Annotated in this window: 6 protein-coding genes; 3 read left to right on the forward strand and 3 right to left on the reverse strand. The window is 67.5% G+C overall.

Annotated elements, in window-relative coordinates; all coding sequences use genetic code 11:
* Positions 1–13 precede the first annotated feature (13 nt).
* Positions 14–1,027 carry a 4-hydroxyproline epimerase gene (locus ABIC44_RS05670; protein ID WP_354294239.1) on the forward strand — a complete coding sequence of 338 codons (1,014 nt, stop codon included), beginning with the start codon at positions 14–16 and terminating at the stop codon, positions 1,025–1,027.
* 231 nt (positions 1,028–1,258) lie between these two features.
* Here the strand turns inward: ABIC44_RS05670 and ABIC44_RS05675 are convergent, their stop codons facing one another.
* From ABIC44_RS05675 to ABIC44_RS05685, 3 genes are all read right to left on the reverse strand, one after another.
* Complete coding sequence (locus ABIC44_RS05675) at positions 1,259–2,461, reverse strand: M24 family metallopeptidase (protein ID WP_354294240.1); 1,203 nt, start codon at positions 2,459–2,461, stop codon at positions 1,259–1,261.
* Between the two features lie 51 nt (positions 2,462–2,512).
* A complete protein-coding gene (locus tag ABIC44_RS05680) occupies positions 2,513–5,821 on the reverse strand; it encodes a class I SAM-dependent DNA methyltransferase (protein WP_354294241.1) in 3,309 nt (1,102 codons plus the stop codon).
* 206 nt (positions 5,822–6,027) lie between these two features.
* Positions 6,028–7,533 carry a S10 family peptidase gene (locus ABIC44_RS05685; protein WP_354294243.1) on the reverse strand — a complete coding sequence of 502 codons (1,506 nt, stop codon included), beginning with the start codon at positions 7,531–7,533 and terminating at the stop codon, positions 6,028–6,030.
* 200 nt (positions 7,534–7,733) lie between these two features.
* Between ABIC44_RS05685 and uvrA the strand changes: the two genes are divergently transcribed.
* Both uvrA and ABIC44_RS05695 read left to right on the forward strand, forming a co-directional pair.
* Complete coding sequence (gene uvrA, locus ABIC44_RS05690; protein WP_354294244.1) at positions 7,734–10,634, forward strand: excinuclease ABC subunit UvrA; 2,901 nt, start codon at positions 7,734–7,736, stop codon at positions 10,632–10,634.
* 868 nt (positions 10,635–11,502) lie between these two features.
* The gene (locus ABIC44_RS05695) at positions 11,503–11,913 is read left to right on the forward strand and encodes a glycine zipper 2TM domain-containing protein (RefSeq protein ID WP_354294245.1); all 411 of its coding nucleotides are present in this window, start codon (positions 11,503–11,505) and stop codon (positions 11,911–11,913) included.
* Positions 11,914–11,940: the final 27 nt, after the last annotated feature.

Genomic DNA, 11,940 nt, shown 5'->3' on the forward strand with positions numbered 1-11,940 from the left:
CAAGGGAATCCCGATGACGTCACCGACCATCCGCCACACCTTTTTCTGTATCGACGGCCATACCGCGGGCAATCCGGTCCGGCTGGTCGCGGGCGGTGCGCCGCTGCTGCGCGGGAGCAGCATGGCCGAGCGGCGGCTGGACTTTCTGGAGCGCTTCGACTGGATTCGCACCGGACTGTGCTTCGAGCCGCGCGGGCATGACATGATGTCGGGCGGCTTCCTCTATCCGCCGTGCGAGCCCGACAGCGACGCGGCGATCCTGTTCATCGAGACCAGCGGCTGCCTGCCCATGTGCGGCCACGGCACGATCGGCATGATCACCTTCGGCCTGGAAAACGGCCTCATCACCCCGCGCGAGCCGGGCAAGCTGAAGGTCGAGGTGCCGGCGGGCACCATCCATATCGAATATGAGAAGGAAGGCGCCAAGGTCACGGCGGTCCGCATCCGCAACGTCCCCGCCTATCTGGCGGCCGAGGGCATTGCAATCGACGTGCCGGGCTTCGGCCCGCTGACGCTCGATGTCGCCTATGGTGGCAACTATTACGCCATTGTCGAGCCGCAGGGGGCCTATACCGGGCTGGACGATCTGGGCGCGTCGAAGCTGGTCGAGTTGAGCCGCACGATCCGCGAACTGGTGCGCGAGAAGTTCGAGCCGGTGCATCCGCTCGAACCCTCCATCCGGGGGGTCAGCCATGTGCTTTGGGCGGACAAGCCCTCGGCGGAGGATGCCGATGGGCGCAACGCGGTCTTCTATGGCGAACGCGCGATCGACCGTTCCCCTTGCGGCACCGGCACCTCGGCGCGGTTGGCGCATCTGGCGGCCAAGGGGCGCTTGCGCGTCGGTGACCGCTTCGTCCACGAAAGCTATATCCGCAGCCGCTTCATCGGCCGGGTCGAGGAAGCGACCGAACTCGGCGGGCAGGCGGCGATCGTGCCGTCGATCCAGGGTTCGGCGGTGGCGACGGGCTTCAACACGATCTGGATCGATCGCGAGGACCCGTTCTGGGCCGGGTTCACCGTCGTCTGAGGCGATTTTCACGCGAAGACGCGAGGGCGCGAAGAAGAAGAGGTTCGCGCGGAGACGCGGAGGTGGAGGGACTCGCCGCGCCAGCGGCCCTCCAATCTCCACCCGTTGCTGATTCCAAAGCGCTGCCGCGCGGACGACCATCTCCGCGCCTCCGCGTCTCCGCGCGAACAAAATCCTTCGCGTCTTCGCGCCTTCGCGTGAACCAATCCCGGCCTCAGCCGGGCTCGCGCCTCACCCCAGATCGTCGATCGCGGGCTGCGGCTGGGTGAACCAGGCGGCGCCCGTCTCCGTGACATAGAAATGATCCTCCAGCCGCACGCCGAAGCGGTCCGGCACGACGATCATCGGTTCGTTGGAAAAGCACATGCCGGGGCTCAGCGGCGTCGTGTCGCCGCGCACCAGATAGGCGGGCTCGTGGATCGACAGGCCGATGCCGTGGCCCGTGCGGTGCGGCAGGCCGGGCAGGCGATAGTCGGGACCCAGCCCCGCGCGCTCCAGCACCGCGCGGGCAGCATAGTCGACTGCCTCGCACGGTTCGCCCGGCCGGACGGCGGCGAAGGCGGCGGCCTGGGCCTCCTTCTCGATGTCCCAGATGCGGCGGACCTCATCGCCGACATCGCCGAACGCATAGGTGCGGGTGATGTCGCTATGATAGCCGTCGATCAGCGTGCCGGTATCGACCAGCACCACGTCGCCGTCGCGCAGCACGTCGTCCTGCGGCAGGCCATGCGGGAAGGCGGTCGAGCGGCCGAACTGCACCGCGCAGAAATAATTGCCGGTCGATGCGCCAAGTGCGCGGTGCGCGGCGTCGATGAAGCGGATCACCTCCGACGCGCGAATGCCCTCGTGCAGGATGCGCGCGGCGCGGCGATGCACCTCCAGCGTCATGTCCATCGCCTGTTGCATCAGCGCGATCTCGGCGGGCGACTTGATCATCCGACAGCCATCGACGACCGCCGCCCCGCTGACCAGCGCGACGCCGGGCGCGGCGGCGCGGATCCGGTCGACGAACAGGAACGCCATGGCGGGATCGATGGCAAGCGTCCTGGCCCCCATCGCCGCCAGCGCATCGGCGACCAGCGCGGAGGGGCTTTCATCCTCTTCCCACAAGCGGATGTCGGTGGCGGGGATGGCGAGGCTCGCCTCGAACGAGCCCAGCTCGAAGCCGGGGCAAATGAAGATCGGATCGCCCGCGACGGGAAGCAGCATCGCGACCAGCCGCTCGGTCGCACCCCACGCGACGCCGGTGAAATAGCGCAAGGATGCCCCCGCGCCGATCAGCAGCGCATCGGCCCCCGTCTCGGCCATCAGCGTGCGGGCGCGCGCGATCCGGCGGGCGCGTTCGGCGGCATCGATCGGCGGCGCGGGGTTGGCCCAGGGCGACAGCTCCGCCAGTTCGCGCTCCGCCGTCGATCCGCCGATCATCCCTGCCATGTCACTCGCTCCGTTTCGTATACGGTTGCGGCTCTAGCGTGGATCGGCGGCTCATGCCACCCGGCGCAGGCGATAGCCCTCCGGCCCCTGCGCGACATAGCCCAGCCGCACCGTGCCCTGAAGCGCGGCGACGACCGCGCGCTCGACCTGGCGGCCTTGCGCGAAATGCCGGGCGATGGCGGCGGCGGACAAGGGACGGTCGGTGCCGAGCAGCGCGAAGACGCTGGCGATCCGCCCGCCAAGGTCGCGCGGAAAGCTGGGCTTGGTCGCGGCAGGCTCGGCGAGCGGCAGCGCCCGTTCGGTCGGGCCGAGCGGGGTCGCGCCCGCGCGGCGGCTCTGGAAGTCGGGGCGCAGCCACAGGACATGGCCGGCGCGCTCGTCCGCCCGGCGCTGCGCGTTGAGCGCGACCAGCCGTGCGACCATCTCCGCCGCCGGGATCGCGGCGGGCCAGCCATAGGCGGCGATGACGGCGGCATCGATCTGGTCGTGCAGTCGCGCGATCAGGTCGACCGATCCCCGGCGGCGAAGCGCTTCGTCCCCGGCGGTCAGCCTGTCCCCCGCGACCAGCCGGTGGCGCAGATTGTACAGGCCGGTCAGGGTCAGGTCGGGCGTCTCGGCCAGGATGCGCTTGCGCGTGGCGTCGAGTTCCTCGGCGAGGTCGGCGATGACTTGGCGGGCGGGGTCGCTGGCATCGGGAAAGGGGAAGGGGTCGAAACATTGGCTTTTTGTGAAGCGGGGCCGATCCTCCAGCGTGCCTCCCATTACGTGGGACCATGCCAGGCTCGCCGAGGACGACAGGACGCCAAGATGAAAGGCATCCTCGGTGGCGACGCAGACCAGCATATTGTCGGGCAGGGTGTCGGCGGGCAGGAACTGGAAGATGCGATGCTTGGCCGTCTCGACGGTCGCGATATAGCGCGACAGGCCGTCGAGCGCGGGGCGCAGCTCGCGGCGGGGTTCGCCGAACAGCCACCATTGGTTGCGATAGGTCGCCCGTGCATTGCCGTCGCGCTCGGGCTTCACGCTTCGCAGCACATGGCCATAGACCTCGGGAAAGCGCTGGCGCACCTCGGCTTCGGACAGGCCGAGCAGGTCGATCACCATGGCCCCGCGCGTCCGCGCGGTCAGGTCGCGGCCGTGGCAATAGGGGCGGATATGTCGTTCCAGCCCTTCGCGGCGGCCGAGCCCCAGCATCTCCGCCTCGGCCGGTGACACGATGAAGCCCGCGCCGTGGAGCTTCACGCCGGGCGAACATAGCCACTGGTTTGCGAGCAACGGCCGGGCCTGGGTCACGTCCGTTCCCACCGACAGGTCCGCATTGATCCGCCCGATCGTCTCGGCGAAGCGGATGTCGGGCGTGTCGCTGTCCAGCCCGCTCTCCCCGGCGATGCGCAGGCGTCGACCGTCGACCGTGCCGCGCCCCATGACCGTCATCGCGATCCGCACCATCGCGGCATCGGGCGTCGCCTTGGTCCAGGGATGGTCGGGGATCGCCAGCAGGATCGACAGCGGCGGCGTACCCTCCAGCGCGCGAGCGATGACCCGGCGGCCGAAGGTCTGGGTGATCGAGTTGGTCGTGACGAAGCCGAAGCGGATCAGCGGCGTATCCCGCGCCGCCAGCGCCTGCGCGGCGCGGTCCCACCAATAGAGGACGTAATCGGCGGCGCGCGGCATCTTGGGATAGGCGCGCCACAGCGCCTCCGCCATGCCCTCGGGCAAGCGCCCGCGCAGGTCCTTGCCGCCGATGAAGGGCGGGTTGCCGACGATGAACTCCGCCTCCGGCCAGGGTGTTCGCTGGCCCATGGGGGTGAGCAGCGCGTCGGCGGTGACGATCGACTGGACATCCTCCAGCACCGGGTCGGACACCTGCCCGCCATTGCGCAGCTGCCAGCGTATATAGCCCAGCCACAGCACCAGCTGCGCGATGGCGGCGGCGCGGGCGTTGACCTCGATCCCGTGGAAATTGCGCGGGTGCACCGTCTCGGTATCGAGGTGCAGTATCTCCTCGCCAGACAGCTCGGCCAGCACCTCCAGCACCTCGCCCTCCAGCCGCTTCATCAACTCGAGCGTGACATAAAGGAAATTGCCGGTGCCGCAGGCCGGGTCCAGGATGCGGATCGCCGCCAGCCGCCGGTGGAAATCGCGCACCCGCTGGACGGCGGCGCGGGGATTGTCGGCGCGTTCATTCTCCATCGCGCTCAGCACCTGCGCCCAGTCGTCGCGCAAGGGGGCGATGACGGTCGCGGTCACCAGCCGCTCGACATAGGCGCGCGGCGTGTAATGCGCGCCCAGCCGCCGCCGCTGCGCCGGATCGAGCGCCTGTTCGAGCAGCGTGCCGAAGATGGCGGGCTCGACATCGCGCCAGTCGCGCCTGGCGGCGGCGAGCAGCTCGCCAATCTCCTCGCGGTTGAGGGGCAGGGCGTCGGCCGTGTGGAACAGCCCGCCATTGAACCGCCGCACCGCGCAGCGCAGCACATTGGCCTCGCCGCCCCGGTCCATCGAATGCCACAGATCCTCGATCCAGGGCACGAAGGCATCGGGCCGCTCGCGCGCGTCGGACAACAGGGTGACGAAACCCCCGGCGGGCAGCAGTCCGCTATGCTCGGCGAACATGGTGAACAGACAGCGCATCAGGAACAGCGCCACCCCCTCCGGCTCATGCCCGCGCTCCTCCAGCAGCCTGGAGATGCTGGCCAGCCGCGTCGCCACGTCGCGGGTGACGGCGGCGGCATGGCGGGTCGGGTCGAGCGAATGCGGCGCGTCCCAGATCGCCGCCAGCCGCTGGCGCACCTCCTCGCGGCGCAGATCGTCCAGCGCGATGCGGAAGCGGGCGCGGTCGGGGAATTGCTTGTAATGCTTCCCCTGACCCGAAAAGTCGGCGAACAGCTCGATCACCCGGCCGACATCGACCACGATCAGGAAGGGCGGCCAGCCATGATCGACGGGCAGCGCGCGGGCATATTGCTCGGCCTGTTCGCGCGCGCGGCGCATCAATATGTCCCACTGCCGTGACCGGGGCGCGGCGCCCGCCCCGTCGGGGAGCAGGCCGGGGAGCAGCGGGCCCTCGGCGGCGAGCGATTTCGCGCCCAGGCCCTCGCGGCTCTGCTTGGCCTCCAGCACGAAGCAGCCGCGCTTGTAGAGGTCGATCCGCCCGCGCCGGTCCTCATCGCCGGGCAGGACGACCGCGCGCTCGAAGACATAGTCGTTGCGGGCGCTGGTGGCATGGGCGGGCTCGGGCGGGGCGACGCCAATGATCGCGCACAGCTCGGTCAGGAACAGCGCATAATTGGCGCGCTCCGCCCCGCCCTCGCATGCCTGCCAGCGCCGGATGAACGCCTCGATCGCCGCCGGGCTCGCCATGAATCGAAATCCTCCCGATGGGGATCATCGGGAGGATTTGAGATTAGGCGAGCGATGTCCCCTCCGTTTCGGAGGCGGTTATTCCGCGCCTCCGTTCAGCCTGAGCGAAGTCGAAGGCCAAGGGAATCGGGAACCCGCCGGGCGTACGCTTCGACTTCGCTCAGCGCGAACGGCCGTGGGGATATGGGTCCGTGACGATGCAAGACTTATCCCCCGTACATCGCCATCGCATCGCGCCGGAACGCCGCGCCGCTGTCGGTGCGGCTGTAGAACATGTGCCCGCCCGGATAGACGTTCAGATGCACCCGCTGCGCCACGCCATAGCTCGGCATCTGGTCGACGATCAGCCGCGACGCGAAATAGGGGCAGGACAGGTCGTCCCAGCCATGGACGATCATCACCTTCATCTTGGGATCGTTGGCGATCGCCTTGCGCAGGTCGGTGACGGGGGTATCGTCGGGCTTGCCGCGATCCCAGGCGCTGTTCACCTCATAGGACAGCGCATGATAGCGCGCATCGGTCTTCCAGCCCACTTCGCGCGTCACGAAATCGACCATCGCGCTGGTCGTCGGCGCGATCAGCGAGTCGAGCAGCGGGTCGTTGGACCGCTGCTGCGACGACCAGGGGAAGGGGTCGAAGGCGGTGACGTTCGAGTCGTAGATGCTGCCGATCGTCGAATCATTGCGGTGAATCTCGCGCAAGTACGTCCGCGTGTCGATCCGCCCGCCCAGCCGGCGGACCAGCGCGGGGTCGAGGCCGGTCAGCTCGGTCACGCGGCTGACCAGCCGGTCGACCGCCTGGGTGTCCGACCGCCCGCGCATCAGGTCGCGCAGGTAATCGCCGCGCGCATAGGCTTCGACGCCCGCCATCGCCTCGGGGGTCAGCTTCCCCTGCCGCTCCAGCTGGGCGGCCGCCATCGAGGGCAGGTCGATCATCCAGGGCAGCGGCGACAGCGCGGTGGCGTCGTCGCCCGAGGCGGGGTCGAGATAGGGCGACACCATCACCAGCCCGTTGACCCCGACGCCGATCTGCGACTGAAGCTCATAGGCGATGCGCGGCGCGCGGTAGCCGCCATAGCTTTCGCCCATCACATATTTGGGCGAGCGCAACCGGCCTTCCTTGACCAGCCAGTCATAGACGACCTTGGAGAGATATTTGATGTCCGGGTCGTTGGCGTAGAAGGCCTTCTTGGTCTCCGCCTCGTCCACCAGGCTGCGGCTGAAGCCGGTGCCGATCGGGTCAATGAAGACCAGGTCGGTAAAGTCCAGCCAGCTGTTCGGATTGTCGGTCGTGACCGGCGCGTCGGACGGCGCATCGCCCTGCGCGCCGAAAGGGACGCGCTTGGGCCCCACCGCGCCCATGTTGAGATAGACCGACGACGCGCCCGGCCCGCCGTTGAACGCGAAGGTCACCGGGCGCCGCACATCGCCGCCGGGCACGGTATAGGCGGTATAGACGACCTGCCCGATCTCCTTGCCCTTGTCGTCGCGCACCGGGATCGTGCCCACGGTCGCCTTGTAGGTGACGACCCGGCCGCCGATCCGCGCGCTTTGCGTGATCGTCCTGTCGGCGGGGAGCGGCGGACGCTTGCTGTCGTCGTCCTTGGTTTCGGTGGTGGCCTTGGTCTCGGTCTTCTCGGCCTTTTGCGCCAGGGCAGGCGTCGTCTGGGCGGCCAGCAGCAACAGGGCGGACAGGTGCAGGGTCTTGGACAAGATGGAAACGCTCCCCCTCGATAATGAGACAGTGTATCATGCAAAGCGCGGGAATTGCCAAGCCCCCGGCTTTTCAAGGGGATCATGGGCGAAGCTCCGGCGTTCCTGCAAGCCCGTCCCAAACCGCCCCTCGCAATGGGGCCTGTCGCTTCCTATCTCGCCTCTGGCCTTCTCTCCGGAACAGAAGTAGAACCTGCCTCATGCTGACCAAGATTTCCGTCCGCGGCGCGCGCGAGCACAATCTCAAGGATGTCGATATCGACATTCCCCGTGACACGCTGACGGTGATCACCGGCCTATCGGGGTCGGGCAAATCCAGCCTGGCGTTCGACACCATCTATGCCGAGGGGCAGCGCCGCTATGTCGAGTCGCTGTCGGCCTATGCGCGCCAGTTCCTGGAGATGATGCAGAAGCCGGACGTCGACCATATCGAGGGGCTGTCGCCCGCCATCTCGATCGAGCAGAAGACGACCAGCCGCAATCCGCGCTCGACCGTGGCGACGGTCACCGAAATCTACGACTATATGCGCCTGCTCTGGGCGCGGGTCGGCATCCCCTACAGCCCCGCCACCGGCGAGCCGATTGCGGCGCAGACGGTCAGCCAGATGGTCGACCGGGTGATGACGCTGCCCGAGGGCACGCGCCTCTATCTGCTCGCCCCCGTCGTGCGCGGTCGCAAGGGCGAATATCGCAAGGAAATGGCCGAGTGGCAGAAGGCGGGCTTCACCCGCGTCCGCATCGACGGCCAGCTTTACGAGATCGACGACGCCCCGGCGCTCGACAAGAAGTTCAAGCACGACATCGAGGTGGTGGTCGATCGCCTGGTGGTGCGCGAGGATATCGCGACCCGCCTGGCCGACAGTTTCGAGACCGCGCTGAAGCTGGCCGATGGCCTGGCCTATGTCGACCCCGCCGATCCGGTCGAGCCGCACACGCCCAAGTCGGCGGTGCTGGGCGACAACGCGCCCGACGGCCGCATCGTGTTCTCGGAGAAATTCGCCTGCCCGATCTCCGGCTTCACCATTTCCGAGATCGAACCGCGCCTCTTCTCGTTCAACGCGCCGCAGGGGGCGTGCCCGGCCTGTGACGGCCTGGGCGAAAAGCTGATCTTCGACGAGGATCTGGTCGTCCCCAATCACGAGCTGTCGATCAAGAAGGGCGCGGTCGTGCCCTGGGCCAAGTCCAACCCGCCCAGCCCCTATTATATGCAGGTGCTGGGCAGCCTCGCGCGCGAGTTCGGCTTCTCGCTGGAGACGCCGTGGAAGGACCTCGACCCCAAGGTGCAGGAGGTGATCCTGCATGGCACCAAGGGCAAGGCGGTCACGCTGACCTTCATCGACGGCAAGAAGTCCTATGACGTCAAGAAGCCGTTCGAGGGCGTGATCGGCAACCTCAACCGCCGGATGCTCCAGACCGAGAGCGCCTGGATGCGCGAGGAACTGTCCAACTATCAGTCGTCGCAGCCCTGCGAAGTCTGCCACGGCGCGCGGTTGAAGCCCGAGGCGCTGGCGGTGAAGATCGCCATGCAGGACATCTCTTACGCGACGCGCCTGTCGGTGGTCGATGCGCTGGCCTTCTTCACCGGCCTGCCCGAACATCTGACCGACCAGCAGCGCGCCATCGCGCAGCCGATCCTGAAGGAGATTGTCGAGCGGCTGGGCTTCCTGAACAATGTCGGGCTGGATTACCTGAATCTCGACCGGACCAGCGGCACGCTGTCGGGTGGCGAGAGCCAGCGGATTCGCCTCGCGTCGCAGATCGGTTCGGGCCTGTCGGGCGTGCTCTACGTGCTGGACGAGCCGTCGATCGGACTTCACCAGCGCGATAACGACATGCTGCTGGCGACGCTGCGGCGGTTGCGCGACCTGGGCAACACCGTACTGGTGGTCGAGCATGACGAGGATGCGATCCGCACCGCCGATTATGTCATCGACATGGGACCGGGCGCGGGCGTGCATGGCGGCCAGATCGTCGCACACGGCACGCTCAAGCAGTTGCTCAAGTCCAAGACCAGCGTCACCGCCGATTATCTGAACGGTACGCGCGAGATCGCGGTGCCCGCCAAGCGCCGCAAGGGCTCGGGCAAGAAGCTGACCGTGCACAAGGCGACCGCCAACAACCTTCAGGGCGTGACGGCGAGCATTCCGCTCGGCACCTTCACCTGCATCACCGGCGTATCGGGGTCGGGCAAGTCGAGCTTCACCATCGACACGCTCTACGCCGCCGCCGCGCGCACGCTGAACGGCGCGCGCATCCTGGCGGGCAAGCATGAGAAGATCAGCGGGCTCGAACATCTCGACAAGGTGATCGACATCGACCAGTCGCCGATCGGCCGCACCCCCCGGTCGAACCCGGCGACCTATACTGGCGCCTTCACCCAGATCCGCGACTGGTTCGCGGGGCTGCCCGAGGCGCAGGCGCGCGGTTACAAGCCCGGACGTTTCTCGTTTAACGTAAAGGGCGGCCGGTGCGAGGCGTGCCAGGGCGACGGCGTGCTCAAGATCGAGATGCACTTCCTGCCCGATGTCTATGTGACGTGCGACGTCTGCCACGGCGCGCGCTACAATCGCGAGACGCTGGAGGTGAAGTTCAAGGGCCACTCGATCGCCGATGTGCTCGACATGACCGTCGAGGACGCCGCCGAATTCTTCCAGGCGGTGCCGCCGATCCGCGACAAGATGGCGATGCTGGTCGAGGTCGGCCTAGGCTACGTCAAGGTTGGGCAGCAGGCGACGACCCTGTCGGGCGGCGAGGCGCAGCGGGTGAAGCTGGCCAAGGAATTGTCGCGCCGCGCGACCGGCAACACGCTCTACATCCTCGACGAGCCGACCACGGGGCTTCACTTCGAGGACGTCCGCAAGCTGCTCGAAGTGCTGCATGCGCTGGTCGAACAGGGCAATACGGTGGTGGTGATCGAGCATAATCTCGACGTCATCAAGACCGCCGACTGGATCGTGGACCTCGGGCCGGAAGGCGGCGTCAAGGGCGGCGAGATCGTCGCGGTCGGCACGCCCGAAGTGGTCGCCGCCGAACCGCGCAGCTTTACGGGCAAGTATCTGAAGCCGCTGCTCGACAAGGGGCAGGCGCAGGCGGCGGAATAGCGATCCTCCCCGGCATGGGGAGGGAAACCATGCCGGTATGGGGAAGGGGGCAGCCTGTTGCTTGCTCCTTTCCGCACCGCCCCGGCGGAGGCCGGGGTCCAGTCGCGGGACGGGTAGGGCAACGCATCAATGTCCGCCCAACTGGATCCCGGCCTTCGCCGGGATGGTGGGGGGCGCTGATAGCGGCATGACTTGCTTGGACATCTCGTCCGGCAGGGGCGTCTTTGGCGCACTGGGAGCGGGACGGGTTTTCCCTTGGCCTTCGACTTCGCTCAGGCTGAACGGAGTGTGGGGGATGGGAATGGCCTTGGCGACCAACCCGTTCGCACTGAGCGAAGTCGAAGTGCACGCCCCGACATCCCGCAAACAGCCCCGCCCCACACGGCAAACCGATTTAACATATCGCAACTCTCCCCGGTATGGAGGGAACCATGCCAGTATGGGGAAGGGGGCAGCCTGTTGCTTGCTGCTTTCCGCGCCACCCCGGCGGAGGCCGGGGTCCAGTCGCGGGACGCGTGAGGCAACTCATCAATGCCCGCCCAACTGGATCCCGGCCTTCGCCGGGATGGTATGCGGGATTTGTATCGATCGCGGCAGGACTTGGGTGGGTATCTCCGGCAGGGAGCGTCTTTGCCGTCCCCGGATCGGGACGGGGTTTCCCTTGGCCTTCGACTTCGCTCAGGCTGAACGGAGTGTGGGGGATGGGAATGGCCTTGGCGACTCAATCCGTTCGCACTGAGCGAAGTCGAAGTGCACGCCCCGACATCCCGTAAACAGCCCCGCCCCCACGCGGCAAAACCCATTTAACATATCGCAACTTTTGTCGCATCAAAGCGATTACCCCACATCACCCATAAGGGAGGATGTGATGCGTGCACTGACACTCGGCCTGGTTGCGGCCGCGACGCTGGTTTCGGGTTGCTCGACCTATGGCGGCGGGTTGGGCGGCGGCTATGGCGGCCCGCGCTACGCCTATGATTATGACCGGCCCGACCCGGCCTATGGCGGCTATTATGCCGACCGCTATTATGTCGACAACAATCGGTATCGCGAACGCCGCCTGGGCGCCAACGACCGCGTCTATGTCGGTCAGGACGGTCGCTATTATTGCCGCCGCAACGACGGCACCACCGGCCTGATCGTCGGCGGTATCGCGGGCGGCGCGCTGGGCGCGGCGATCACCTCCGGCGGGTCGCAGACGCTGGGAACGCTGCTGGGCGCCGCTGGCGGCGCGCTGGCGGGCCGTGCGATCGAGCGCAACAATGTCCGCTGCCGCTGATCGCAAGCGCTGATCGATAAAGGGCCG

Source organism: Sphingomonas sp. 1185, from assembly GCF_040544655.1.
Lineage (GTDB): Bacteria > Pseudomonadota > Alphaproteobacteria > Sphingomonadales > Sphingomonadaceae > Sphingomonas.

What these genes read in the sequence shown, in the direction of transcription:
- ABIC44_RS05670 (WP_354294239.1), top strand. Translation starts at nt 14, where the DNA reads ATGACGTCACCGACCATCCGCCACACCTTTTTCTGTATCGACGGCCAT.
- ABIC44_RS05675 (WP_354294240.1), bottom strand. Translation starts at nt 2,461, where the DNA reads ATGGCAGGGATGATCGGCGGATCGACGGCGGAGCGCGAACTGGCGGAG.
- ABIC44_RS05680 (WP_354294241.1), bottom strand. Translation starts at nt 5,821, where the DNA reads ATGGCGAGCCCGGCGGCGATCGAGGCGTTCATCCGGCGCTGGCAGGCA.
- uvrA (WP_354294244.1), top strand. Translation starts at nt 7,734, where the DNA reads ATGCTGACCAAGATTTCCGTCCGCGGCGCGCGCGAGCACAATCTCAAG.
- ABIC44_RS05695 (WP_354294245.1), top strand. Translation starts at nt 11,503, where the DNA reads ATGCGTGCACTGACACTCGGCCTGGTTGCGGCCGCGACGCTGGTTTCG.